24 protein-coding genes are annotated in these 25,001 nt (G+C 38.8%); 5 read left to right on the top strand and 19 right to left on the bottom strand.

Annotated elements, in window-relative coordinates; all coding sequences use genetic code 11:
* Positions 1-5: 5 nt before the first annotated feature.
* The 5 genes from P8O16_RS03835 to P8O16_RS03855 all read right to left on the bottom strand — a co-directional run bounded on the left by P8O16_RS03835 (position 6) and on the right by P8O16_RS03855 (position 4,643).
* Positions 6-791: an SDR family oxidoreductase gene (locus P8O16_RS03835; protein WP_300311037.1), complete on the bottom strand. Its 786-nt coding sequence runs from the start codon at positions 789-791 to the stop codon at positions 6-8.
* Positions 784-1,293 (bottom strand): dihydrofolate reductase, encoded by a 510-nt coding sequence (locus tag P8O16_RS03840; protein ID WP_300311039.1) that lies wholly within the window; start codon positions 1,291-1,293, stop codon positions 784-786. The genes P8O16_RS03835 and P8O16_RS03840 overlap by 8 nt, the downstream gene beginning before the upstream one ends.
* Positions 1,294-1,358: 65 nt before the next feature.
* Complete coding sequence (locus P8O16_RS03845) at positions 1,359-2,276, bottom strand: DUF4412 domain-containing protein (RefSeq protein ID WP_300311041.1); 918 nt, start codon at positions 2,274-2,276, stop codon at positions 1,359-1,361.
* Between the two features lie 169 nt (positions 2,277-2,445).
* Positions 2,446-3,369 carry a methionyl-tRNA formyltransferase gene (fmt, locus tag P8O16_RS03850; protein ID WP_300311043.1) on the bottom strand — a complete coding sequence of 308 codons (924 nt, stop codon included), beginning with the start codon at positions 3,367-3,369 and terminating at the stop codon, positions 2,446-2,448.
* 86 nt (positions 3,370-3,455) lie between these two features.
* Complete coding sequence (locus P8O16_RS03855) at positions 3,456-4,643, bottom strand: DUF1343 domain-containing protein (RefSeq protein WP_300311045.1); 1,188 nt, start codon at positions 4,641-4,643, stop codon at positions 3,456-3,458.
* 39 nt (positions 4,644-4,682) lie between these two features.
* Between P8O16_RS03855 and P8O16_RS03860 the strand changes: the two genes are divergently transcribed.
* Positions 4,683-5,900, top strand: a complete 1,218-nt coding sequence (locus P8O16_RS03860; protein ID WP_300311047.1) for an FtsX-like permease family protein — start codon at positions 4,683-4,685, stop codon at positions 5,898-5,900.
* Here P8O16_RS03860 and P8O16_RS03865 read toward each other — a convergent pair.
* Entirely contained in the window at positions 5,878-6,630 is a 753-nt protein-coding gene (locus P8O16_RS03865; protein WP_300311049.1) for a polyprenol monophosphomannose synthase, read from the bottom strand. The genes P8O16_RS03860 and P8O16_RS03865 overlap by 23 nt on opposite strands.
* A 98-nt stretch (positions 6,631-6,728) precedes the next feature.
* On the opposite strand from P8O16_RS03865, the gene P8O16_RS03870 reads away from it, so the two are divergent.
* A complete protein-coding gene (locus tag P8O16_RS03870; RefSeq protein WP_300311051.1) occupies positions 6,729-7,607 on the top strand; it encodes a glutathione synthetase in 879 nt (292 codons plus the stop codon).
* 307 nt (positions 7,608-7,914) lie between these two features.
* On the opposite strand, the gene P8O16_RS03875 is transcribed toward P8O16_RS03870, so the two are convergent.
* From P8O16_RS03875 to hisG, 5 genes are all read right to left on the bottom strand, one after another.
* Complete coding sequence (locus P8O16_RS03875; protein WP_300311053.1) at positions 7,915-8,712, bottom strand: tetratricopeptide repeat protein; 798 nt, start codon at positions 8,710-8,712, stop codon at positions 7,915-7,917.
* A gap of 70 nt (positions 8,713-8,782) precedes the next feature.
* A complete protein-coding gene (gene hisB, locus P8O16_RS03880) occupies positions 8,783-9,880 on the bottom strand; it encodes a bifunctional histidinol-phosphatase/imidazoleglycerol-phosphate dehydratase HisB (RefSeq protein ID WP_300311055.1) in 1,098 nt (365 codons plus the stop codon).
* 7 nt (positions 9,881-9,887) lie between these two features.
* Positions 9,888-10,949 carry a histidinol-phosphate transaminase gene (gene hisC, locus P8O16_RS03885; protein WP_300311056.1) on the bottom strand — a complete coding sequence of 354 codons (1,062 nt, stop codon included), beginning with the start codon at positions 10,947-10,949 and terminating at the stop codon, positions 9,888-9,890.
* Positions 10,946-12,241 (bottom strand): histidinol dehydrogenase, encoded by a 1,296-nt coding sequence (gene hisD, locus P8O16_RS03890; RefSeq protein WP_300311058.1) that lies wholly within the window; start codon positions 12,239-12,241, stop codon positions 10,946-10,948. The genes hisC and hisD overlap by 4 nt, the downstream gene beginning before the upstream one ends.
* A 40-nt stretch (positions 12,242-12,281) precedes the next feature.
* Complete coding sequence (gene hisG, locus P8O16_RS03895) at positions 12,282-13,142, bottom strand: ATP phosphoribosyltransferase (protein ID WP_300311060.1); 861 nt, start codon at positions 13,140-13,142, stop codon at positions 12,282-12,284.
* 343 nt (positions 13,143-13,485) lie between these two features.
* On the opposite strand from hisG, the gene P8O16_RS03900 reads away from it, so the two are divergent.
* Together P8O16_RS03900 and P8O16_RS03905 are read left to right on the top strand one after the other, a co-directional pair.
* On the top strand, positions 13,486-13,911 hold the full coding sequence (locus P8O16_RS03900; RefSeq protein ID WP_300311062.1) for a hypothetical protein: 426 nt from the start codon (positions 13,486-13,488) through the stop codon (positions 13,909-13,911).
* 425 nt (positions 13,912-14,336) lie between these two features.
* Complete coding sequence (locus P8O16_RS03905) at positions 14,337-15,896, top strand: sugar porter family MFS transporter (protein ID WP_300311064.1); 1,560 nt, start codon at positions 14,337-14,339, stop codon at positions 15,894-15,896.
* 359 nt (positions 15,897-16,255) lie between these two features.
* Here the strand turns inward: P8O16_RS03905 and P8O16_RS03910 are convergent, their stop codons facing one another.
* The 8 genes from P8O16_RS03910 to P8O16_RS03945 form a co-directional block, all read right to left on the bottom strand.
* Positions 16,256-16,987: a GDSL-type esterase/lipase family protein gene (locus tag P8O16_RS03910; RefSeq protein ID WP_300311066.1), complete on the bottom strand. Its 732-nt coding sequence runs from the start codon at positions 16,985-16,987 to the stop codon at positions 16,256-16,258.
* A complete protein-coding gene (locus tag P8O16_RS03915; RefSeq protein ID WP_300311068.1) occupies positions 16,987-17,340 on the bottom strand; it encodes a translation initiation factor in 354 nt (117 codons plus the stop codon). The genes P8O16_RS03910 and P8O16_RS03915 overlap by 1 nt, the downstream gene beginning before the upstream one ends.
* A gap of 120 nt (positions 17,341-17,460) precedes the next feature.
* Positions 17,461-18,312: a universal stress protein gene (locus tag P8O16_RS03920; RefSeq protein WP_300311070.1), complete on the bottom strand. Its 852-nt coding sequence runs from the start codon at positions 18,310-18,312 to the stop codon at positions 17,461-17,463.
* A gap of 363 nt (positions 18,313-18,675) precedes the next feature.
* Positions 18,676-19,587 carry a 1,4-dihydroxy-2-naphthoate polyprenyltransferase gene (locus P8O16_RS03925; protein WP_300311072.1) on the bottom strand — a complete coding sequence of 304 codons (912 nt, stop codon included), beginning with the start codon at positions 19,585-19,587 and terminating at the stop codon, positions 18,676-18,678.
* A gap of 17 nt (positions 19,588-19,604) precedes the next feature.
* Positions 19,605-20,192 carry a glutathione peroxidase gene (locus tag P8O16_RS03930; protein WP_300311074.1) on the bottom strand — a complete coding sequence of 196 codons (588 nt, stop codon included), beginning with the start codon at positions 20,190-20,192 and terminating at the stop codon, positions 19,605-19,607.
* 19 nt (positions 20,193-20,211) lie between these two features.
* Positions 20,212-22,002, bottom strand: coding sequence for an arginine--tRNA ligase (gene argS, locus P8O16_RS03935; protein ID WP_300311076.1), 1,791 nt, complete (start codon positions 22,000-22,002; stop codon positions 20,212-20,214).
* Positions 22,003-22,062: 60 nt separating this feature from the next.
* Positions 22,063-22,458, bottom strand: coding sequence for a GxxExxY protein (locus P8O16_RS03940; RefSeq protein WP_300311090.1), 396 nt, complete (start codon positions 22,456-22,458; stop codon positions 22,063-22,065).
* Positions 22,459-22,599: 141 nt separating this feature from the next.
* On the bottom strand, positions 22,600-23,550 hold the full coding sequence (locus tag P8O16_RS03945; RefSeq protein ID WP_300311078.1) for an arginase: 951 nt from the start codon (positions 23,548-23,550) through the stop codon (positions 22,600-22,602).
* 201 nt (positions 23,551-23,751) lie between these two features.
* Between P8O16_RS03945 and P8O16_RS03950 the strand changes: the two genes are divergently transcribed.
* On the top strand, positions 23,752-24,903 hold the full coding sequence (locus P8O16_RS03950; protein WP_300311079.1) for a methionine aminotransferase: 1,152 nt from the start codon (positions 23,752-23,754) through the stop codon (positions 24,901-24,903).
* Positions 24,904-25,001: the final 98 nt, after the last annotated feature.

Genomic DNA, 25,001 nt, shown 5'->3' on the forward strand with positions numbered 1-25,001 from the left:
GAGTATTATCGGACATTTGATTTTCTGAGAATTTTTGAAAAAAGTGTGGGGAAGAAGCGCTTTAAATAGACCACATAGGTTTCTTTTCCTCCTATGTAAACTTCCTCCTTTTTGGAATTCAATGCTTTAAATATTGCTTTAGCACAATCTTCTGGACTCATGCCATTTGCCTGAGCTTCGTCCATTTCATTAAGTGCCGAACCATCAGCAGTAAGTGCGTTGATTGAAACATTGGTTTTTATAAATCCTGGGCAAATCATGGTCACAGTGACGTTTTCCTCAAAAAGCTCTGCTCTTAAAGATTCAAAGAATCCATGCAGGGCGTGTTTTGAAGCTGCATAACTGGATCTAAATTGAGTTCCAAACTTTCCTACGAGTGAAGTGACTACTCCGAATTGACCTGATTTATTTTGTATGAAATGGGGGAGAAGGGCTTTTGTTAATCCCACTGTTCCAAAGAAATTCACTTCCATCAATTTTCGGTCTACTTCCAGTGTTGTTTCGTGAATCAGAGATCGTTGACTGATTCCTCCATTATGAAGCATGATATCTATTTTTCCAAACGCCTGGATAGCTTCCTTTGTTTTTGAAGGAAAAGAACCCTGATCAATCAAGTCCAAAGGCAAGACATAGCATCGTTCTGGAAAAGTGCAAGACTTTTTGACACTTACTAATGCCTCTTCATTTCTGGCGGATAAGATGACATTGTATCCTTTTGAATTGAATAATTTAGCAGCTCCTTCTCCGATCCCTGAGGATGCACCAGTGATCCAGATAGTTTGATTAGGCATTTTCTTTTTGGATTCTTTCGTAGTTTACAAATGAAAATGAATATTGATGTTTTTCATCCTTTGGGTGAAATTCACGGAAAGTCTCCTTCCACTCTTCCCTGCTAAACTCAGGGAAATAAGTATCTCCTTCTGGAGAGACATCCACTTCGGTGAGTAATAATTCATCGGCAAGGTTTATAGTCTGATTGTAAATCTCACCACCGCCAATTACATAGAGTGTATCTATTTGTAGTTTGCTTGCAAAAATAAATGCCTCTTCTACAGTTTGAAAAACATAATGGCCCTCAGGAACGGTGTAATTTTTATTTCTGGTGACAACTAAGTGAGTCCGGTTGGGTAGAGGATTCCCAAGTGACTCAAAAGTTTTTCTCCCCATCAAGATGTAATGTCCTGAAGTAATAGATTTAAACCGTTTGAAATCTACTGGTAATCTCCAGACTAAATCATTTTCCTTTCCAATGACATTGTTCTTTGCCAAAGCTGCAATAAGTGAAATCTTCATTTTTTAATCTTATATGTCATGAAGATAACACGCCTCAGTGCTTTAAAAAATAATTAAAGTCAGAATTACTGTTGCTTCATACTTTGCATCATGTTTGGATAATCTGACATTTTGAAAGTCTTGGGCTGTGATGCTTGTATATCAATCACTTTCATCATTACCTCAGATCCATCTGTAGATGTGAAATCCATTTCCATGAAATTTCCTTTTGGCATATTTGCAAAATGGTCAGCATATTTTTCCTGCATTTTGCTACTTGCAAATGGACTGTTACTGCTCCAAAATGAATTTGATCCATTGATCAGATCTTCTGTAATCCAATAGGTACCTTGACCATCTTCACTTTTTACAAAATATTCGTCACAGGTATAGCCAAGGATTTCTTTTGTATTGCCTGTTTTTTCAATTTTAAAATTTGACTCTTCTACTGAGACTGCGGTATCATCTAAGACATCATCAAAATCCAATTTATAGGCAAAACTGTTTTTTGTCTCCTCATTATCCATCAATAGAATGGAAGCTTTATTTTCCATATCAAAGATCATGGTGGTAATGGTGCTTGGATTCTTTGGGTCTGAAATTTCCATACCTGTGTACTCCGAATTTTGACCTAAATAAGATTTCATAGTCATTGGATCCATAGATTTACCTTTTTCATCTTTTGTCTGAAGTTCCATTGTCACGAATCCAGTGAACTCATAAGAATCTGCTGTGGGCACTTCTTCTCCTATTCCAGCTAAAATCTTGTCCATATCGAAATTGACTGGAGCTCCCTGAGCATCCTCACCATAAAGTCCCGCCAATTGTTTTTCGAGTTGACGAGCCATCATCTTCTGAGCTTCCTCTTCGACCTTTTGTTCAATGGCATTTTCCATTCCCTGGGATGCCGCTTTCTTTAATTTCTTGATAAATTGAGCTTCTGAGGCAGTTGAAAGCCCAAATAGTGAGGAAAAAAGCAAAATTTTAATTCCAATAGTTTTCATAATGGATAGATTTAAAAGTGAATGAATAACAATTCAAGTTCTAAAAAATCAATTGAATATTGAAATAATTACGAATTTATCTTGCAAGCAAAATTATTTAAGCTGGCTCCTAAATCTCTAAACTTATTAGTAATCTCAGCTTGAAATTTAGTAGTTCGAGAAGTACTGATTAAAAATTATACCCTCTCAAAAAATCACCAATATTCATTCGCTTTTTTCCTTCCAATTGAAGCTCTAAAATTTCCAATACTCCATCTCCAGTTTGAAACTTCAGAAAGGTCTTTCCATCTGTGCTATAACCCCCAACTTCCGTTTTTGATAAATTGCTCTCTGACACTGCGGTTTTAAAAATCTTACAGTTTTTTCCATCCAAACTGGTCCATGCTGCGGGATAAGGAGAGAGTCCACGCACCAAATTGTGGATAGACTCTGCAGAATTCCCCCAATTGATTTCACAGGTCTCTTTGAAGATCTTCGGAGCATGGTGGATTGCTTTGGATTCGTCCTGAACTTGAGGAAATACTTTATTCTCGGCAATTGCTTCTACCGTCCTCAAGACCAGTTCTGCCCCTTTGGACATCAGTTTTTCATACACAGAGCCCAAATCATCTTCTGGAAGAATAGCTACTTTTTCCTGAAATATGATGCTTCCCGTGTCGATCTCATGCTTGAGGAAAAAAGTCGTAACACCTGTTTCTTTTTCGCCATTAATAATAGCCCAATTGATTGGTGCCGCACCTCGATAATCGGGTAGAAGGGAGGCATGTAAATTAAATGTTCCGATAGGTGGCATATTCCAGACGGATTCCGGAAGCATTCTAAAGGCCACCACAATTTGAAGATCGGCATCCAAAGCCTTCAATTCAGCCTGGAACTCTGGTGATTTAAGATTTGTGGGTTGAAGTACCTTTAGGCGAAGATTTTCGGCAGCTTCCTTGACAGGTGAAGGAATTAATTTCTGACCTCTTCCTTTGGGTTTATCGGGAGCGGTAATCACCCCCACTACATTCCAGCCATTTTTCACTAAAATTTCAAGTGAAGGAACCGCAAACTCCGGAGTTCCCATATATACAATTCGTAAATCCTTTTTCATATTATAACTTGAAACTGCTCCTTTTAATTTGTGTTTATACTTTAATTGATACTTTCATAAAAAATATAAAATAATCTGAAATTCAATTATTTATAAATCAGATATTTATTTCTCATAGCTTTGTATTCTTCGAGATCAGACTGCCAAGAAGCTTTGATTTCTGATTCAGTTTTCCCTTCCAAGATCATCTTTTTCAACTCATCTGTCCCAGCTAGAGTATTGAAATAATTTGTGAAAAAAGCTTTTCCTTTTCCTGATTTCTGAAAAGCATCCATTAGATATTTCAAAGTGAACTGGTGGCTGAGTGGTTCATTTCTTAAATCAACCCCATAGCAAAGTTTGTCCTGAAGTGGGGGTGTTTTAGACATCCCATCAATAGATACTGGAGTGAAAGTAAAATCGCCAAAAGCAGGATCAGGATAGCCATAAACCTGGAATGGAAAGTAAGTTCCCCTACCTAGCGAGACGATAGTTCCCTCAAAAAAGCATGTGCTAGGATACAATCGTATTGAAAGATCATTAGGAAGGTTGGGAGAAGGCTTTACAGGTAGGTTATATGTTTTATCATGAGACCAATTGGCTACTGGGATAACCTTAAGGTTTGCAGTCAACCCGCCTTTTAGCCATTTCTCACCGTTGATCATTTGCGCTAATTCACCCACCGTCAACCCGTGTACGACTGGGATTGGATGCATTCCTACAAAGCTTTGAAATCCTTCTTTTAATACCGGTCCATCAATGTAACTGCCATTTGGATTGGGTCTGTCAAAAATAATGACCTCTTTGCCATTTTCTGCTGCAGTTTCCATGACATAATGCATCGTAGAAATGTATGTAAAGAATCGTATTCCTACATCCTGTAAATCAAAAATGATCACGTCGAGATCCTTGAATTGTTCTGCAGTAGGTTTTTTATTATTTCCGTACAAAGAAATGATGGGCAATCCGGTTTTTTCATCAATCGTGTTATCGACTTTTTCTCCAGCATCGGCTTTGCCTCGAAATCCGTGCTCTGGAACAAATACTTTTTTAAGATCTACACCTTCCTCCAAAAGAAAGTCGACCACATGTTTTCCAGGTGTATTGGTAAGAATACTGGTCTGATTTGCAACGATTCCCACCTTTTTACCTTTCAGCAAAGGAAGGTAAAGAGATGCCTGGTCAGCTGCAGGTAAAATACTGCTTTGCTGCGCTGGATAATTGAAAGCTGAGAAAAATAAAGCGGTACATAAACCGAAAATGGAAATAAAGGATGTTAGTTTCATTTGCTTCATGCTATTTTGCGTTCAGATTAAACAAATTAAAGCAGTCAATTGAACCTTTCCTATTTCATTGCCAAAAGAATCAGCTTTAAAGGCTCTGGAGGGTTTTCGGTGACCATCCATCGGATCGCTGTCGGAAGTCTTGCTTTAGGGCTTGCCGTTTCTATTATAGCCTTTATGGTTCTTGGAGGTTTCCAAAATACCATTTCTGAAAAGGTTTATGGATTTACAGGGCATTTTCAAGTGCAGCGCTTTACAATGAGCAATGCTTTTGAGGAAGCTCCGTTTTCCCTTAATTCTGATTTTTTAAGAGATTACCCCACCTTATCTTTTATCAAAGGTGTTCAGTCTTTTGCTCATAAAGCTGCTTTGATCAAAGGAGAAGACGAGGTGGAAGGTGTATTGATGAAGGGCGTAGGAGCCGATTTTGACAGCCTGCGTTTCAAGCCTTATTTGAAAGAAGGAAGATTGCTTCAAATTCCTGATTCAGGAACTTCCAATGAAGTGATGCTAAGTTCTTTTATTGCAAATAAGCTAAATCTGAAAGTCGGCGATAGAATCACTTTGTATTTTGTACAGGAGCCACCAAGATATCGGCGGGTAGAGGTTGTGGGGATTTTTCAAACTTATCTTGAAAACTTCGATGAAAAGATCATCATCGGTGAAATCCAAACGATTCGAAATTTGAATAATTGGCAATCAGACCAAGTGGGAGGATTGGAGATTTTTGTAGATGATTTTAGAAATCGAAAATCTTATTTTACTGATATTGAGTCTATAATGGATTTTGACTTAAAGTTGATTGATAGTCAAGATAAGTTTGTTGAGATTTTTGATTGGTTGATATTATTGGATACCAACGTGTATGTGTTCATCAGTCTAATTGGCTTTGTCGCAATTTTCAATATGGGGGCTGTACTCTTTATTTTGATCATGGAGCGTACACAAATGATTGGGATTTTGAAATCACTTGGTGCATCTAACCGACAAATTCGTCGTATTTTCTTTTGGAATGGAATCAATATTTTACTCCGGGGAATTATTATTGGAAATGTAATAGGATTAGGACTAGGGTTTATTCAAGATCAGTTTAGGTTTATTCCACTTGATCCAAATAGTTATTACATGAATTATGTACCGATCGATTGGAATTGGCCAGTTTTCTTACTGATCAATATCGGAATTGTGATTTTGACAGCCCTAGTACTTTGGATCCCGGTAATGGTGATCTCAAAAGTTGATCCGATTAAATCGATTCGCTTTGATTAAGCTGATAGGGTGAAAAAAGGCTTTTTATTTTCATCCAAATTACCCCAAGAACAGCCTCTTTGAAGATGCCGCTGCTCATTTTTGAAGTGCCTTTAGTGCGGTCTGTAAAAATAATTGGTACTTCAGTTATTTTGAAACCAAGTTTCCAGGCAGTGAATTTCATTTCAATCTGAAATGCATACCCTATAAACTTAACTTCTTTCAATTTGATACCTTTTAAGACGCTTCTATGGTAGCATTTGAATCCTGCTGTGGCGTCTTTGACTGGTAGTCCTGTGATGAAGTTAACATAGACGCTGGCAAAATAGGACATCAACACTCTTCCTATTGGCCAATTGACTACGTTCACCCCAGTAATATATCTTGACCCTATAGCCAAATCATATCCTTGAACTGCACATGCTTCATATAGCCGGATTAGATCATCAGGATTGTGTGAAAAATCGGCATCCATCTCAAAAATATAATCATAATTATTCTTCAATGCCCATTCAAAACCAGTGATATAAGCAGTACCTAATCCTAGTTTTTCTGCCCGCTCGATTAGAAAAAGCCGGTTAGGAAACACCTTTTGAAGAGATTTGACAATGGTAGCAGTCCCATCTGGACTTCCATCATCAATGATCAGCAATTCAAATTCACCATCCAAATTCATCACTTTTAATATCATATCGCTGATATTTTCCAGCTCATTAAAAGTGGGGATTATAACGAGTTTTTTGTGGTTCATAGGGTTAAGCAAGCCCAAAAGTAAGGTAATGCAATCATTTTTTAAGAATGGTCCATATAAATTTTGGTTAAAGTTTAGCTTTGTCAAAAAATTGAACTATGCAAAAACCTGTTGCTATCGTCAGCTACTTTTCTGTTGGAGCCTATGATACGAATACGGTGGATGAGGATAAGATTCTTTCTCAGGTCCTTACCGAATTAAATATCCCTAATGAGATTGTTCCTTGGTCTACCCCAGACGAAGATTGGTCTCGGTTTTCTTTTTTGTTGATCAAATCAGTTTGGGATTATTTTGATTTTTATCTGGAATTCCTGGATTGGGTCAAGCACATAAAATCCTTGGATTTACCAGTGTTGAACGACTTGGATTCCATATTATGGAATTCTGACAAAACTTATTTGCTGGAAATTCAGGAAAAAGGCTTCCCGGTTATTGCTGGAAAATTACTTGAAAAAGGAACCAAGTTTAATGGTGAAGCTTTCAAGGAATCAATGAAATCAGATACCTGGGTCATAAAGCCCTTGGTAAGTGGTGGGGCTAAAAACACCTTAAAAATCAAAGCAAATGATTGGAAATCTCAGGAGAAAAAAATAAACGATCTTCTTCAAACAGAATCCTTTTTGATCCAACCATTCATCAAAGAAGTAGCTGAAGTAGGAGAGTATTCCTTGATCTTTTTTAATGGCAAATTTTCCCATACGGTGCTTAAAACTCCTGCAAAAGATGATTTTAGAGTCCAGCATTACTTCGGTGGGACTATCGCTACGATTCAGCCTTCGGCAAAAATGCTGGATTCCTGTCAAAAACTTGTCGATGAATTCGCTTCCGATAGCCTTTATGTCAGGGTTGATGGGGTAGAGGTCGATGGTGTGTTTCATCTGATGGAACTGGAGATGATCGAACCCTACTTATTTTTGGTTCTGGATGAAAAAGCTATTCCAAACTACAAGGAAGCTTTGAGAGAAAGATTGAAGTAAGAATTTAAAGGTATATCTGCAATTATACTAATAGGGAAATTTCATTGGATTTTTGGGCTGGAAGACAGATGACCGAAGACCGAAGTTTGCCAAAACGGAACTTCAATCGGACTTTTATCCCGTTAAATCAAGCTACTGTTAAGAAAGCTGATAATTATAAAGAATAATTTGGTTATCCACATTGATTCCAGTTGGCTTATTTTCTGGATATAAGACTAATGACGTAATGACAGCGGCCTAAAACCCAGAGCTTAATTTAATTATTTGTTGGGTTAAGACATTTGTTTGCCTAAAAGCGGATAAAAATTTAAATACAGACTTCAGCTTGGTTTCTAGCATACTCGCTGCCTTTTGAGGCGGCGAGTTGGAGGATTTGACAACCCGCATCATCACCCAGCTTTGCCATGCAATAGCCTTTTTTGGCAAGTGCCTCGATATGGTTGGGATTAGCCTTTAAAACAGCTTCAAAATCATCCAAAGCCCATTCTATATAGCCAGCTTTCATTAGCGCAAAACCTCGGTTATATTTTCCTACAGTATTATCCGGTTCTAACTGTACATAGGAATTAAACGAAGCAGCACAGCCTAGGACATCCCCTCGGAGCGCTCTCGCCATACCTTGATAATAATACACTTTGGCAAATTTTGGATTTAGATCTTTAGCCATTTCGAGAAAATTCTCCGCAGATTCATATTTTTCAAGCATCAGATGTGTTCTGCCAACTAAGTAAAGAATATCAAAATCTTCATAATCTAAGGTTGCCGCCCGAAGTAAGTACAGTTCGGCCTCTTTATATTTCTTTTGTTCAAATAGAATTTTACCCAATCCTGCAAAAGCTTGTGCATATTCAGAATCCAAATCGATGATTCGCTCATAATCTGATTTTGACTTTTCGATTTCACCAAGTTCCTCATAGGATCTAGCTCGAATATGAAGCGCTTTTAAATCTGTTACATGAAAAAATAGATAGGCATTCAATTCTGAAACAGCTTCCTCATAATTCCCCTTTTCATACAATTTTTCGATAGAATTGAGATCTTCTGAACAAGATGAGACTGTGAAAAGTAACAGCGATATAGTTATGATATGTAGAAGTCGTTTCATAACTAAATAAAGGCAAAAAAAAGACTCAGTAAAAATTATTGATGTTAAATTTTACTGAGACTGTTATATTTTAGAGTACTCCCTTGGTACTAGGCAGTTGATTGATATTTCTAGGGTCCCGCATCACCGCCATTTTAATAGCACGGGCAAGTGACTTGAACATTGCCTCGATCTTATGATGTTCATTATCTCCTTCTGCTTTGATATTCAAATTACACTTTGCCGTATCAGAAAATGACTTGAAGAAATGATAGAACATTTCAGTAGGCATATCTCCAACTTTTTCGCGACTGAATTTCGCATCCCATACGATCCATGGTCTTCCACCAAAATCTATTGCAACCTGCGCAAGGACATCATCCATCGGAAGAAGAAAACCATAACGGTAGATTCCCTTTTTATCACCAAGCGCTTTCAAATAGGCTTCACCAAGCGCTAAGGCAGTGTCTTCAATCGTATGATGCTCATCAATATGAAGGTCACCATTTACTTTAATTTCTAAATCTGTGCTTCCATGCTTGCCTAATTGCTCCAGCATATGATCGAAAAAGTGAAGTCCAGTGGAAATGTTACACTGACCACTTCCATCCAAATTCAATTTAATTCGGATATCAGTTTCAGATGTTTTTCGAATAACTTCAGCAGCACGAGGAGGCATTTTCAAAAATTCATAAATCGCATCCCAATCAGTAGTAGTAAAGTCTGCTTCCTCTGCCTGTTCACCAATGAAGATTGACTTTGAACCTAGATTTTTAGCAAGTTGAATATCAGTCAATCGATCTCCGATTACATAGGAATTAGCAAGATCATATTCTTCAGAGAAATATTGTGTGAGTAATCCTGTCCTTGGTTTTCGAGTAGGTGCATTTTCATGCTCAAAGGTTTTATCTACGTGGATAGCTTTGAAAATTATATTCTCCTGCTCCATCGTCTTAAGCATTTTGTATTGAGCTGGCCAAAAGTCTTTCTCGGGAAAAGAATCTGTACCCAAACCATCCTGATTGGTCACCATAACTAACTCATAGTCAGTTTCCTCTGCTATTTTCCTCAAGTTCGAGATTGCTTTAGGTAGAAACTCCAATTTTTCCAGACTATCTACCTGAAAATCTGTAGGTGGTTCCTTGATTATTGTGCCGTCTCGGTCGATAAATAATACTTTCTTCTTCATCGATATTTTATTTTTTGGAGGAAAAGATTTTAGAAAGTGCTTCAATCAAGCGCTCATTCTCAGTTCGGGTACCAACAGTGATCCGAAGGCAGTCTTCACAAAGGATTACTTTTGATCGATTCCTGACGATAACCTTCTGATCGATCAACTCATCATAAACCAAATTTGCATTTGGCATTTTAACCAAAAGGAAGTTGGCATCTGAGGGATAAATTTTATTTACAAAGTCCAAGGATTCTAATTTTGTTTTTAGAAACTCTCGCTCTACAAGAATGTCTTTGACCATGGCTTTTACTTTCTCATAATTATCCATCGCCGCCAAAACTGTCTCCTGAGTCAAGCCTGAAATATTATAAGGAGGCTTGATCCGGTTTAGAATCTTGATCAGATCTTTGGAAGCGAAAGCCATTCCCAGTCGGAGGGAAGCCAAGCCCCAAGCCTTGGAGAAGGTCTGCATTACGAGCAGATTCTTGAAATTCTTTAACTCTGTAGTGAAGCTTGGCTCATCGCTAAAATCACTATAAGCCTCATCCACTACAACCAATCCTTTGAACTTCTTCAAGAGATGCAAAATGTCTTCTCGATTGACCTTATTTCCACTTGGATTATTTGGTGAGCAAATAAAGATGATCTTGGTATGCTTATCTACTTCATTGAGAATTTTGTCAGTTCTAAGCTGAAATTCTGCTGTAAGCGGTACTTTTCTAACATCCACATCGTTGATCGAAGCACTCACTTCATACATCCCGTAGGTAGGAGGGAGAAGGATTACATTATCTTTTCCAGGATTACAAAAGGCTCTAAAAAGCAAGTCTATTGCCTCATCTGATCCATTTCCCAGGAAAATCTGCGAAGGTTTTACTTCCTTGATTTCAGCTATTTTCTGCTTCAGTTCCTCTTGATATGGATCTGGATATCGGTTGAAATCCTGATCTGTAATCGAACCAAAAGGATTTTCATTTGCATCCAAAAAGACCCCTTCTTTGCCGGTATATTCATCACGGGCAGAAGTATAAGCCTGTAAAGTTGCGATGTGTGGTCTAAGTAATTTCTCTAATTTGAAGCTCATTTTTTCTTTGATTTCAAATAATTTAATCGGATAGTAACAGCATTTTTATGAGCATCCAAAAGCTCATTTTCAGCCATGATTTCAACAGTAGGCCCTAGATTTCTAATTCCTTCTTCAGAAATTTTTTGATAAGTGATTTTCTTCAAAAAGCTATCCAATGAGACCCCACTGTAATTTCTTGCATAACCATAAGTTGGCAAGGTGTGGTTTGTCCCGGAGGCGTAATCACCTGCGGACTCAGGGGTGTAGTTTCCAATGAAAACTGATCCGGCATTGTATATTCCTTCTATCGCTTCTTCCTCATTTTCTACACTGATGATAAGGTGCTCAGGCGCATATTGATTAATGATTTCCAGAGCCATAGAGGTAGAATCCAAAACTACCGCTACAGAGTTTGAGAGGGCCTTTTTTGCAATATCTTTTCTGGATAGGGTTTTCAATTGTATCTCAACTTCCTTAAGTACTCTTTTAGCGAAGGACTCCGAGTTTGTAATCAAGACTACTTGAGAATCTACTCCATGCTCTGCTTGAGAAAGTAAATCAGAAGCTACGAAAGATGGAATAGCCGTTTCGTCTGCATATACTAAAACCTCAGAAGGTCCCGCCGGCATATCTATGGCCACACCATATTTGGTTGATAACTGCTTCGCAGCAGTCACATACTGGTTTCCAGGACCAAAGATTTTATCAACTTGAGGGACTGATTCTGTTCCAAAAGTCATGGCAGCAATAGCTTGTGCTCCGCCAGCTTTCACGATTTTGTCGATTCCGATAAGTTTTGCGGTATAAAGAATTGCTGGGTGAACTTTTCCTTCACGATTTGGAGGAGTACAAAGTACGATCTCTGAGCATCCGGCTAATTTGGCAGGAACGCCTAACATCAACACGGTGCTAAATAGGGGAGCGGTTCCTCCCGGAATATAAAGTCCTACTCGTTGGATTGGAACGCTTTTTCTTCGGCATACCACTCCTGGCATTACTTCCTGGATCAGTTCGGGTGTCGCTTGCGCTGCATGAAAGCGTTCTATGTTGTCTTTTGCCACTTGGATTGCAGTTTTCAATTCAGGGGAAACAAGCGCTTCACCTTCATTGATCTCTTCAGTTGAAACTAAAAGGGATTTTAATTGAATATGATCGTATTCTAAAGCAAATTTAAGTAGTGCTTTATCTCCATTTTGCTCCACTTTTTTCAAAATGGGCTTAACAATTTTATTGATAGCTTTGGTTTTAAAGGTTGGTCTGGCCAATTCCTTTTTCCAAGTGTTCTTTACCGGATTAAGTAGAATTTTCATACTTGAGAGATTCTGGTTGAATTTTTTCTGAAAGCTGAAATCAAATGATCATTTTTTCAATAGGAACTACTAAGATCCCTTCTGCACCGGCTTCTCGAAGCTCCTCGATATTTTCCCAGAATTGATCCTCCTGCAGAACCGAGTGTACGGAAGACCAACCTGGCTGTGCCAATGGTAGAATCGTAGGGCTACGCATACCTGGAATCAAACTGATGATTTTATCAATCGATTCATTGGGTGCATTTAATAAGACATACTTATTGCTTTTTCCTTTTTGAACCGCATTCATCCTGAAAAGGAGCTTTTCAACAATGGCCTTTTTCCAGTCAACAAGGTTTTTGTTTGCAATTAGTACTGCTTCAGATTTGAAGATTTCCTCGACTTCTTTCAGACCATTCATCATCAAGGTAGATCCTGAGCTGACGATATCACAGATCCCCTCAGCCAAACCAATGCTAGGGGCGATCTCTACCGAACCACTAATCTCATGAATTGCTGCGTTTATTCCTTCTTTATTCAAGTAGTCCCCTAAAATTTTGGGATAGGAAGTGGCGATGTTTTTTCCTTCGAAATAGGAAACGCCAGTATATGCCTGTCCTTTGGGAATGGCTAATGAAAGTCTGCATTTGGAAAAGCCTAATTTCTTCAAGGTGACAACTTCTTTGTCCTTTTCCACTAATTCATTTTCTCCTACAATCCCCAAGTCAGCCACTCCGTCGGCTACATAGCCTGGGATATCATCATCTCGAAGAAATAGAAATTCGATTGGAAAGTTGGTGGAAGTGGACTTGAGTTTCCCGGTTCCATTATAAAATTTGATACCACATTCTTTGATGAGGCTAAGTGAATCGTCGGATAGTCTGCCGCTTTTCTGCACGGCAATACGGATTATTTGTTCCATGTTGGCATTTACGCTAAGTATTAAAAGAGGTGAAGTAAATTTTGGCGAACCGCAGAATCCCTGTCATCGACGGCGCCGGGTAGTAAAAAACATTCCTTAAACGGAATGATGGAAATGATGCAGCAAATGCGATTGCTGGCAGCCAGATAAAAATACACTATTTCTAGTCTTGTTTTCCATTGTTGTTTGCAAATATAGGGATGGGGTCACAAGATACAAATCCATTCCTACTATAATTTGTTTGAAAAAATTGACGGGTAGTAAATAAATCCGATTTCAATATTCATATTTTTATTTCTGACCATTTCAGCCTTGGGCGGCTTAAAGAACCCATGACAAAACCATGCAAACTTCAAAAAGAACTCCTGTTTTTCTAGGCACAGTTGTATCCTGGATGCTTTTCGCCTTTATCGCTTTGGGCATGTGGGGTTGTCCTACTTACAATGTTTGGCAACAGGAAATGAGCGGAAGAGCAGAATTTGCCAAAGCAGAACAAAACCGTAGGATCCTAATCGAGGAGGCAGCTGCCAATCTGGAAGCTGAGAAACTCAATGCTCAAGCTGAAATCGAACGTGCCAAAGGTGCGGCCGAAGCTATCAAAATCGAAAATGGATCTATCTCCGAAAAGTATATCCAATACCTTTGGGTAAGGCAGCAGAAGAACCTTGGGGATAAGACAGTAATCTATATCCCTACAGAAGCAAATCTTCCGATTCTCGAAGCAGGAAGACTGCCAAAGATCCCGAACTATTCCGATCCAGAAAATTAATTTATTCAATCATAATAGGCTCAGATCTTCGGATTTGAGCTTTTTTTATTTACTACAAAGGCCACGAAGGTTGTTTTAACTGTTGGCTAATATAGGAGAAAACATAGCTTTATTTTCTATCTCGCTAGATAGCCATCGAGTCTCCCAATCTCTTTTCCTAAACCTTAATCCCTAATTACAAAAATACTTTTAACCATAATTTTCACGAAAGATTTTTGCTCCAAGAATTGTCTTGGTTAGTTTCTTCACAAAGCGAAAACCTGATAAAAAATTTTCTGAGATAGGAGCTAGTACTCCAGAAAATTCCATCCTTGAATTATTTTCCATATTTTAAGTTTTTGGAAAAGCTTGGAGAAAGGAGCAATTCAAAATTAGCCACTTAATTTTCTGCCTAGTTCTATCAACCTTTAGCTAAAAACCCAAAGATGACTAAAGCGAATTACATCGTGATGACCGCCCTAATTGTTGCATTAGGAGGTCTCCTAATGGGCTTTGACGCCTCTGTAATCTCAGGTGTGGTCAAGTTTATTGAACCAGAATTTAACCTTACTTCGCTTGAAATAGGTTGGTCTGTCAGTTCACTCACTTTGACAGCCACACTTGCCATGCTGTTGGCTGGTCCTTTAAGTGATCGATACGGTCGACGTTTGGTTTTGAGATATGCAGCAATACTTTATGCCATTTCTGCCATTGCCTCTGCATTAGCACCTACCTTTTGGTTTTTGGTAGTAGCTCGAATGATTGGAGGTTTTGGTGTCGGGGCTTCCTTGATTTTAGCTCCTATGTACATTGCTGAAATTGCCCCTCCAAAAATTCGTGGAAGAATGGTTTCCTTTAATCAATTAAATATTGTAATTGGAATTTCCCTAGCCTTTTTCACCAATTATCTGATTCTAAAATATGGTACTTCGGATGCTGGCTGGGCAAAAACATTGATGTTGGGAGAATACCAATGGCGCTGGATGTTAGGCTTGGAAACCTTACCAGCTGTGCTTTATTTTCTGGGTTTATTCTTCGTTCCAAAAAGTCCACGATGGCTCATTATGAAGGGGGAACTAGATCAGGCCAAAAAAGTAATGAGCCAATTTAATTCTGAGGAGCAAGTAAAACAGGATTTGGAAGCGATACAGCAAAGTATTGAGAAGGATAAATCCAAAAAGAAGGAATCCTTTGCCGAACTGTTAAATCCTACACTCAGGTTAGTCCTTACCATAGGAATAGTGGTGTCCGTGCTTCAGCAAATCACCGGGATCAACTCGGTCTTTTTCTATGCCCCCATGATCTTTGAGCAATCAGGAATAGGTACAGATGCTTCTTTTGTTCAGGCGATTTTGGTTGGTTTGGTCAACCTGGCGTTTACTGTATTAGCGATTCTTTTCATAGATAAACTGGGACGGAAACCTCTGCTTATATTTGGAGTGGCCGGGATTGTTATTTGCATGTTTATCCTAGCTTATGGGTTTAATTCGGCTACTTACACCCTGCCAAAGGATTCGCTGACTGAGTTGGTCGATGCTGAAAGTAAATTAAAACTGGAAAGCCTTTCAGAGATTACCTACACCGACGATACCGGCTTCAAAGCGGCCATCGTAGATGCGATCGGTAAGGAGAAAGCCACGGAATATTCGGCAGCATTGATTACCGCTGCGATCAAGATGAACCCAACCTTAATTCTTGCTGGAATCATTGGCTTTGTAGCCTCATTTGCGATTTCTATCGGACCAGTGATGTGGGTGCTATTTAGTGAGTTGTTTCCCAATTGGATCCGAGGAATTGCCATCTCTTTTGTAGGATTGATCAACTCAGCTGTCAGTTTTATTGTGCAGTTGGTTTTCCCTTGGGAACTGGAGGTGTTGGGAAGTGCGACGACATTCTTGATTTATGGGATTTTTGCACTACTTGGACTTGTGTTTATTATCAAAGTGGTTCCAGAAACCAAAGGAAAATCGCTTGAGGAATTAGAGGAGATGTTGGTATCAAAGTGATGATTTGATGGTTTTTTAACCACGGAGTTCGCAGAGGTTTTCACGGAGTTCGCATAGGATAGAATTCGAAAATTGAAAAATTCAGATAAACATCATCTTCATAGAAGCTCCAAAGTAGCGCTCTGTTTGTAGCCCCGGCCCCGATAGTTATCGGGGTCAACCCGGGGTAATCGAAATGCCAAATCTCCCCGTCTTCTCCGCAGGATTCGTTTTACTATGAGCTACGCCCATGGTCATGAATGGTTCAGTGCCTTCTGCACCGAGTACAAATTAGTTTTGAGTTAATTTTTCAATTTTCAAATCTTTCAATTTTTAAATTAAAAACCTTCGTGGTTAAAAAAATTCGTGGTTAAAAAAAACTATTCTTCACCTTGCAAATATTCCTTAATCCCTTCATATGTAAACTCAGCGATCTTTTGGTAGCCAAGGTCGGAAGGGTGGATGCCGTCAGTGGAGAAAAAGTCAGGGACTAAGTCCAAAGAGATTTCCTGGAAGATTAAGCGGTTGTTTTTTGAGGCGAGTTTTTTCATTTCATTTCTTAAAAACTCCCGCTGTCGGTACAAATAGCTTTTCATCAAGGAAGAAAATGCAGGGAAGAGATGAACTGGAGGAATATCAGCAAGGTATATCCATTTAGGTTCAAATTGGGTTTGAAGGCTTGCTACAAGACTTTGGAGCGATTTATAAAAAGCACTGGGATTGGTTAGTTTAAAGCAGTCATTGGCTCCCAAAAAAAGTAGAATTCCCTCTTTGGTAGAATTGAGTTCTGCTAAGTCAGACTTGAAATGTGGTAAAACTTCCCCCACTCGAATCCCATTCTTGCCCAAATTATAAAAGCTATATTTTTCTAAGAATAACTGATGGAGATAGCTTGAAAGTGTAAACCCAGCAGCGCTTGCACCCACGCCAGCGGCTGTGGACTCGCCTAAAATCAAGATAGATTGCTCTTGACCAGCTAGAAATACTTTTTCGGATTGAGGAGAGAGTTTAGGTCCAGTCTTGCTGATCTTACCTGCTTCATAGATTAGGTAGGGGAGCAAGGGAAAAAGTCGGGATTGAAAAAGTAAGTAGGAGGGGTTGATGCCAGCCATCAGCCCCCTGCTTTTTTGGCTTTGTATCCTTCTGCCTGAAGAATCTCAACCACCTTATCCCGATGATCTCCTTGGATAAGGATCTCGCCATCTTTGGCAGAACCGCCTACGCCGCATTTGTTTTTCAGAAGTTTACCGAGGAGTGCTAGTTCAATCTCGTTCCCAATAAAACCCTCGACCAAAGTAACCTTCTTTCCTGCTCTTGCTTTTTTATCCAGCATGACCTTGAGGTTTTGCTGATTTGGTGCTAAAGTTTCCTGATCTTCTGATGAAGGAGTTTGAAATTCGAACTCATCACTGGTCGAATAGACCATCCCGTCACGCTTTTTCCAGTCGTTATTTTTCTTCGCCATAGCTGATTGTTTGATACCCATTACGGTTGTCGGTTGTTAGTTGTCGATTATCCGTTGACTTTATTGACTATAACCTTCCAACTTTATACTTAAAACTTCCTACTTCCAACCTCCAGCTTCTTATTTCGTCTTAAATGTCCAAACAGGTCTTTTAGAATGATTTACCACGTCTTCGGCGATACTTCCCGTAATCAAATGTATAAATCCTGTCCGGCCATGAGTGGCCATAGCTATTAAATCGGCATTTACATCTTCAGCAAATTCGATAATACCACTTTCTTCTGAATTTGAATTATAGATCTCTGCTGTAACATCATTGAATCCATATTTATGGGCAAAGGCTCTAATTCTTTTTATGGAATCCCTGCTGGTTTCGAAATTTCCTGGGGTATTTACAATAACAAAATAAAGTTGCGCGTCCAAAAGATCCTGAAGTCGTTTCATCCGGGAAGCAACCTCATCATTATCTTCCCTAAAATCACTCGCAAAAACGATTTTATTCAAATCATCTGGGGCTACAGCTGATTTTATGGTGATGACTGGACAGGAGGCAGTGCGGACAATTTTTTCTGTGTTGCTTCCTATTAGAACCTCTTCGATTCCACTAGTTCCTTTTGAACCCATCACGACCAGATCTGGATTTTCCTCATTGATCGATTCTGAAATGTTTTTGAAGGCATTTCCAAGTTTGATTTTTGCAGAAAAGGTAAAAGCATCAGAGAGATACTTTTCTTTTAATTCATCAATTTGAGATTTCCTTTTGTTCATCAGTTCTATGAAGAAAATCTGATTTTCCATATCTGGCATCATTTCACCTCCTCCCATTGTACCTACTGTAGTTGAGGTTGGGACTTCCATGACATGTACTACTTCAAGATGTACGTTATTGAATTTCTTGGCGATGGCAACGGAAAAGTCTAACGCATAATTTGCCTGCTCAGAAAAGTCGAAAGGAATAAGAATCTTGGTCATAATTCTGGATTTTTAGTTTCTCCAAATTACCTGAAAATGGAGAACAAAAAAAGGATTTTTATCAGCTTTTGCCCAAATAAAAAAAACCGATCAATTCCAGATAAGGATTTAAATGGTACTTGAAATACAACTCTAAAAGCTAAGTCTTTGAGAAGGATTACTGACTTAGAGGTTAAAGTCTATTTGGATTTAAGAAAGAATTCTGTGTGGTCTTGTTTTCGACTTGAGGGTGAAAAAAATAAATTTTTAATTTTAGCCCATTACGTTTCGCGGCGACACGAACTGCGGCGAAATTAATTTTTTAATTTTCAAACCTTTCAATTTTGGAATTTTATCTTTTGTGTACTTGGCGATTAAAAAAAACTAGAAAAATATTAACCCTATTCCAAATAGGATTGTCCATAAAAGTGTGCTCAAAGCCATCTTTTTCAGATATGGATCAATGCTTTTAGAGTCTTTTCCTCTCTGTACTCCCAAACCTACTGCGATCATTATTGGTAAGGCCAGCAATGCTAAAAATGAACTCCATGATCCACTGCTAATTGCAAATATTCCAAGAGAAAGGTTTCCTCCCAGAATTAAAAACCAGTTGTATCGAATGGCAGCTTTCTTTCCAATTCTGACCGGGATCGATTTTTTACCGGCTGTAGAATCAGACTCTATATCCCTAATATTATTTATGTTGAGTACGGCAGTGCTAAATAATCCCAATGCTATGGCAATCCAAAGTGCATTAAAATCCAATGAAAGGCTATGAAGAAAAAAGGTGCCAAATACACCCAAAAGCCCAAAGAAGATGAATACGGATATGTCTCCCAAGCCGGCATAGCCATAAGGATTGCTTCCGGAAGTATAAGTGATTGCGGCCCAAATAGCAGCTAAACCCAAACCCAGAAAAATTCCAAAAAGCACCAGATTTTGAACTGCGAAGAAAAGCAATAGCAAACCAGAAATCAATGATAAAGCACCAAACAGATACATTGCTTTCTTCATTTCGGCAAGTGAAATCAATCCTGACTGTACGGCTCTGACAGGGCCTTGACGCTCTGCATGGTCGGCTCCATTTATTGTATCTCCGTAATCATTGGAGAGATTAGAAAGAATTTGGAGAAAAATGGTGGTCAATGAAGCTAATACCAGAATCTCCCAACGAAAGACATGGAGATTTGCTGCCAAAAAAGAACCGGCAAAAATACTAGCCAGTGCAAGTGGTAAAGTGCGAAGCCTGATTGCGTGCAACCAGGCTTCTTTTTTGGTATGAATAATAGCTTTCACTAAGTCAAATTGATCAATCAAACACCTACAAATTCAAGGATTTCTTCGTCCAAAGGAGCTACTGAAGAAGGCAAGAACTTGATTAATTCACCTTTCTCATCTATCAGATACTTACAGAAATTCCATCCTGGCTCTTTGTCATTCCAGCCATTCAGCTGAGGATCAGAAAGCCAACGGTAAAGAGGATGCTTGTCAAAACCTTTTACAGAGATCTTTTCAAACATTGGGAAAGTCACCCCATATTCTGTAGAGCAAAATTCTTTGATTTCTTCATTGCTGCCTGGTTCTTGGCCACCAAAATTATTTGCAGGGAAACCTAAAACAACAAGATCATCGCCATGAGCAGCATACAATTCTTGTAGGGCGGCATATTGATTAGTGTAACCACATTTGGAGGCTACATTGACAATCATGATTTTCTTTCCTTTGAAAGAACTGAAATCAACTTCTTTGCCGTTGATGTCTTTCATTTTGAAATCGTAAAAAGAGCTTTCCATTAAGTTTTCGGAATTTGAGGTGAGTTTGGAGTCCAGTCCTTCAGGACGAGTAGCAGGTTGCTGACACGCAAAGAAGATTGCCGAGATGATAATTAAGATACTTCTCATAGTTTATGGGCTTATAATTTTACATTCTTTCTGGTACTGAGATACCAAGTAAACTCATTCCTTTTTTGATTGTTTGAGCAGTAAGCTCGGAAAGTGCAACTCGGAAAGCTACTAGAGCCGGGTCATTTTCAAGGAAAATCGGAACATCTGCATAGAATCGGTTGTATTCTTTGGCCAAATCAAAAAGATATTGCGCAATGATGGAAGGAGAATAGGACTCTCCAGCCTGAGCAATTTTCTTTTCAAAATCATTCAAAAGGAAAATAAGTGCAGCTTCAGAATCTTCAACCTTGCTCACTTTAGAAAAATCTACCTGATTGTACTCAACGCCGATTTGCTTGGCTTTTCTTAAAATAGATGCGATTCGAGCATGCGAATATTGAATAAAAGGCCCTGTATTTCCCTGAAACTCGATGGATTCCTGCGGATTGAAAAGCATTCGCTTTTTCGGATCAACTTTAAGTAAGAAATACTTCAAGGCACCTAAGCCCAACATTTCATACAATTCGGTTGCTTGCTCAGGATTAAAGCCTTCGATTTTACCAAGTTCTTTGGTGTGGCTCTCTGCTGTATCCACCATTTCCTGCATCAATTCATCTGCATCCACGACAGTTCCCTCACGGGATTTCATTTTACCAGTGGGAAGATCTACCATTCCATAAGAAAGGTGAAAGAGTCCATCTCCATAAGAGCGTCCTAATTTCCGCATGATCTTATACAATACATCAAAGTGGTAATCTTGCTCATTACCAACGACATAAACAGACTTATTAATCTTGAAATCTTCGTACTTCAAATCCGCTGTTCCCATATCCTGCGTGATGTAAACCGAAGTGCCGTCACCACGCAGCACCAGTTTTTCATCTAATCCTTCTGCAGTCAAGTCTACCCAAACGGAACCATTTTCTTTTTTGAAGAAAACTCCTTTTTCAAGACCCTCTTCAACGATGTCTTTCCCTAAAAGGTAGGTGTCAGATTCATAATAAAACTTATCAAAATCGACCCCCATGCGCTTGTAGGTTTCATCAAAGCCAGCATAAACCCATTCGTTCATAAGTTTCCAAAGTGAAACGACTTCCTCATCATGCGCTTCCCACTTTCTTAGCATTTCCTGTGCTTCGAGTAGGATAGGAGCATTCTTTTTTGCGTCATCCTGACTTTGGCCTGAGGCTACTAATTCTGCGATTTGCTTTTTATATTCCTGATCGAAAATCACGTAATATTTTCCAGCCAAATGATCTCCTTTTAGGCCTGAACTTTCGGGAGTTTCTCCGTTTCCAAAGTGCTGGTAAGCAACCATGGACTTACAGATATGGATTCCGCGATCATTAACCAGATTGGCCTTGATGACCTCGTATCCATTGGCTTTCAGTATTTGGGAAACAGAATATCCAAGGAAATTATTTCGTAAATGGCCAAGATGGAGTGGCTTATTGGTATTTGGAGAGGAGTACTCAACCATTACTTTTTGCCCATTTGGAGGCAGTTGACCAAAGTTTTTATTGGAAAGTAACTCTTGAAAAACCCCGATCCAGATTTGATTATTCAACTCAAGGTTCAAAAATCCCTTTACGACATTGAAACCGGCAACCTCCGGGACATTTTCCTGAAGGTATGAACCGATTTGGTTTGCTGTATTTTCAGGAGTTGTTTGAGAGATTTTCAAAAACGGGAAAACCACAAACGTATAGGTACCTTCAAATTCTTTTCGAGTAGGGGCAAGTGCCAACTGATCCAAAGGAACATCAGCATTGAAGATATTCTGAAATGCCAGTTGTACCCCGGCTAGTATTGATTCTTGTATATTCATTTCATATAACCACTAAGGACACGGAGGTTTCACAGAGTCCACAGGGAGTTTAATTTTAAACTAATTGGTATTTATTACTCTTTTTATTCCGAATTTAAGTCTCGTTACATTGAAATTAATTATTAGCCCAAGCTTGAATTTTCCGAGTTTCAAATAATTCAATGTTTGTGCAAAATGTACTTCTGAAATACTTGAAACAGATTTTAATTCAAGTACTAGTTTTTTTTCGACTAAAATATCAACGGAATAAGCAGATTCAATTCTTAAGCCATCGATTATCAAAGGTATTTTCTTTTCAACTTCTATGAAAATACCATTTTGTTCTAATTTGTATGCAAGCACTTTCTGGTAAGCTGACTCTAAAAGACCAGGGCCCAGTTGGGAATGAATATCCATCGCAATGCCAATTACTTTAGTGGCTAAATCATCTTCTACGACTAAGTCCGGATCTCCCATTTTCAATTACTATTAAAAAAGCATTTATTGAATCTGATGATTTCATTTAATAAAGCCAATAGTTGGTATGATTTCATCTGATATCAATTTCGCTTTGTGTCCTCCGTGTATTTCTCCGTGAACACATTGGTTATAAAATATTTAGAAGTTTGCAACCAAAGAGTTGGTAGTGATTTCGAGGACTTCAAAGGCTGCTTCAGCCATGGTGTTTTCTGAATCGAGGGTTGGATTTACTTCTACGATTTCCCAGCAGCAAACCCGCTTATCCTTGATTAATTCGGCATTCAGAGTAATTGCTTCTTCCACTGTCAATCCATCTGGCACTGGAGTTCCAGTGCCCATGGAAATAGAACTATCCAAACTATCTACGTCGAAAGAAATATAAACCTGATCACAGTCTTTGAGGATTTCCAAGGTCTCTTTTGCAATCTGGGTGATTCCCTTTGTTCGGACTTCGCTTGTTTTGAAATTCTTGATTCCATATTTATCGATCAGGAAATTCTCAGGCTCTTCGGTATCACGAACTGAAATAAAAACGATATCGCTAGGAAGGATTTTCGGAAAGTCTCCTCCGATGGTTTTGATTTTTTCCCAATAGGTAATGGTATCTTCTGTTGGCTCATTTACCTTGCATTCTAGGTTATCCAACTGGCAAACCATTGCTAATGGCATTCCGTGCATGTTACCTGATGGCGTAGTATATGGGGTGTGTAAATCTGCATGCGCATCTATCCAAATGACTCCAAGTCGTTTTTTCGGCTCTGCTGCTTTGATTCCCATGATGGTACCAGCTGCGGTGCTATGATCACCAGCCAGGATGATGGGAAATTTCTTTTCCATTCGAAGTGATTCTACCGTAGAATAGACATTTTTTAAAACTTGGTAGACTCCGTCAATGTATTTGGCATTTGGGAATTTATTCCCTTTCCAGAGGTAATTATTGGCGTCTGGGACATTTATCGGGTCAAACTGGGTGAAGAAATTTGACTTTTTATCTAGGCTAGCAATCTTCAATGCATCTATTCCTAAGCTAGCTCCTCTTGTGCCTGCGGCGATTTCGGATCTGACTTCTACTAATTTAATATCACGCATTTTGGAGAAATAGTTAAGTTATATCTGGGTGTATTGTTGGCGCAAAAGTAGGGAAATTTGGCTGAAATTTAGGTTTTGACTAAAGTCGGATTTCAGCAAAAAATGAGGATTGGAGTCAATTTTTAGAAAAAAACTAAGTTTTGAAGGAATTCAGACTATTTTTAATCTATACTTTACCAATAGACCAAAAAATAGAAATCTATGTTGATTGAATCCAAATTACCAGAAGTTGGCACCACAATTTTCACCATAATGTCTAAGTTGGCCGCTGACCATCATGCAATTAATCTCTCTCAAGGTTTTCCTGGATTTAACGCTCCTCAAGATTTATTGGATTTGGTGACTACCCATATGCGTCTGGGAAACAATCAATATGCTCCTATGAGTGGGGTGCCTATTTTGAGACAGCGAATTGCAAAGAAGGTTCAGCTTCAAACTGGAATTCAATACAATGAAGAGGAGGAAATCACCGTGGTTTCTGGTGCGACAGAAGCGATTTTTTCAGCGATCACAGCTACGGTCCGTCCTGGTGACGAAGTGATTGTCTTAGAACCCGCCTATGATTTATATGTGCCTGTGATTACTCTTTCTGGCGGGGTTCCGGTTTTTGTTTCGTTGAATATGCCAGATTTTTCTGTGGATTGGGAAAAGCTAAAATCTGCTGTGACTAAGAAAACTAGATTGATCATGGTCAACACCCCTCATAATCCTGGAGGCTATATCTGGACTCAGGAGGATTTGGATAATCTGGCTGATCTTATCAAAGACAAAAATATCTTAGTAATCTCGGATGAGGTTTATGAACATATTACGTTTGACGGACGGCCACATTTATCCCTGATGGCCCATCCTGTTTTGCGAGAGCGTACTTTTGTTTGTTGTTCTTTTGGGAAGACCTTTCATGTGACGGGCTGGAAAGTGGGTTATTGTCTTGCTCCTAAGGAACTAACGGCAGAATTTCGAAAGGTCCATCAATTCGTTACATTTTCTACGCCTACACCTTTTCAATATGCCTTAGCAGATTTTATTCAAGATCCTGATACTTATTTGTCACTTCCGAAATTTTACCAAAAGAAGCGTGATTTATTTTGTGAGGGCTTAGAAACCACTGATTTTACATTTACACCAGCTCAAGGAAGTTTTTTTCAATTGGTGTCTTATAAGCATTTATCCGATGAACCAGATTTGGTCTTAGCCAAGCGGTTGACCACCGATTACGGAGTAGCTTGTATTCCTATTTCAGTCTTTTTCCAAGACAAAACCGATCACAAGATTCTTAGATTTTGCTTTGCAAAAAATGATTCAGACCTATTTGAGGCGCTAAACCGTTTGCTAAAGGATCCGATTTTTTGAAGTGATTAAAAATTCAAAATTGAAAAATTGAAAAAAACATCTGCCCTAAACACCCAAATTCAGGTTCAATGATTGGATCCTTGAACAAAAACAATCAA

It is taken from the genome of Algoriphagus sp., assembly GCF_029254265.1.
Classification (GTDB): domain Bacteria; phylum Bacteroidota; class Bacteroidia; order Cytophagales; family Cyclobacteriaceae; genus Algoriphagus.

What these genes read in the sequence shown, in the direction of transcription:
- hisB (WP_300311055.1), bottom strand. Translation starts at nt 9,880, where the DNA reads ATGAAGAAGAAAGTATTATTTATCGACCGAGACGGCACAATAATCAAG.
- P8O16_RS03920 (WP_300311070.1), bottom strand. Translation starts at nt 18,312, where the DNA reads ATGACCAAGATTCTTATTCCTTTCGACTTTTCTGAGCAGGCAAATTAT.
- P8O16_RS03915 (WP_300311068.1), bottom strand. Translation starts at nt 17,340, where the DNA reads ATGGCGAAGAAAAATAACGACTGGAAAAAGCGTGACGGGATGGTCTAT.
- P8O16_RS03845 (WP_300311041.1), bottom strand. Translation starts at nt 2,276, where the DNA reads ATGAAAACTATTGGAATTAAAATTTTGCTTTTTTCCTCACTATTTGGG.
- hisD (WP_300311058.1), bottom strand. Translation starts at nt 12,241, where the DNA reads ATGAAAATTCTACTTAATCCGGTAAAGAACACTTGGAAAAAGGAATTG.
- P8O16_RS03910 (WP_300311066.1), bottom strand. Translation starts at nt 16,987, where the DNA reads ATGGCTGGCATCAACCCCTCCTACTTACTTTTTCAATCCCGACTTTTT.
- argS (WP_300311076.1), bottom strand. Translation starts at nt 22,002, where the DNA reads ATGAATATACAAGAATCAATACTAGCCGGGGTACAACTGGCATTTCAG.
- P8O16_RS03905 (WP_300311064.1), top strand. Translation starts at nt 14,337, where the DNA reads ATGACTAAAGCGAATTACATCGTGATGACCGCCCTAATTGTTGCATTA.
- P8O16_RS03930 (WP_300311074.1), bottom strand. Translation starts at nt 20,192, where the DNA reads ATGAGAAGTATCTTAATTATCATCTCGGCAATCTTCTTTGCGTGTCAG.
- P8O16_RS03835 (WP_300311037.1), bottom strand. Translation starts at nt 791, where the DNA reads ATGCCTAATCAAACTATCTGGATCACTGGTGCATCCTCAGGGATCGGA.
- P8O16_RS03870 (WP_300311051.1), top strand. Translation starts at nt 6,729, where the DNA reads ATGCAAAAACCTGTTGCTATCGTCAGCTACTTTTCTGTTGGAGCCTAT.
- P8O16_RS03840 (WP_300311039.1), bottom strand. Translation starts at nt 1,293, where the DNA reads ATGAAGATTTCACTTATTGCAGCTTTGGCAAAGAACAATGTCATTGGA.
- P8O16_RS03900 (WP_300311062.1), top strand. Translation starts at nt 13,486, where the DNA reads ATGCAAACTTCAAAAAGAACTCCTGTTTTTCTAGGCACAGTTGTATCC.
- P8O16_RS03865 (WP_300311049.1), bottom strand. Translation starts at nt 6,630, where the DNA reads ATGAACCACAAAAAACTCGTTATAATCCCCACTTTTAATGAGCTGGAA.
- P8O16_RS03945 (WP_300311078.1), bottom strand. Translation starts at nt 23,550, where the DNA reads ATGCGTGATATTAAATTAGTAGAAGTCAGATCCGAAATCGCCGCAGGC.
- fmt (WP_300311043.1), bottom strand. Translation starts at nt 3,369, where the DNA reads ATGAAAAAGGATTTACGAATTGTATATATGGGAACTCCGGAGTTTGCG.
- P8O16_RS03875 (WP_300311053.1), bottom strand. Translation starts at nt 8,712, where the DNA reads ATGAAACGACTTCTACATATCATAACTATATCGCTGTTACTTTTCACA.
- hisG (WP_300311060.1), bottom strand. Translation starts at nt 13,142, where the DNA reads ATGGAACAAATAATCCGTATTGCCGTGCAGAAAAGCGGCAGACTATCC.
- P8O16_RS03950 (WP_300311079.1), top strand. Translation starts at nt 23,752, where the DNA reads ATGTTGATTGAATCCAAATTACCAGAAGTTGGCACCACAATTTTCACC.
- P8O16_RS03855 (WP_300311045.1), bottom strand. Translation starts at nt 4,643, where the DNA reads ATGAAGCAAATGAAACTAACATCCTTTATTTCCATTTTCGGTTTATGT.
- P8O16_RS03940 (WP_300311090.1), bottom strand. Translation starts at nt 22,458, where the DNA reads ATGGGAGATCCGGACTTAGTCGTAGAAGATGATTTAGCCACTAAAGTA.
- hisC (WP_300311056.1), bottom strand. Translation starts at nt 10,949, where the DNA reads ATGAGCTTCAAATTAGAGAAATTACTTAGACCACACATCGCAACTTTA.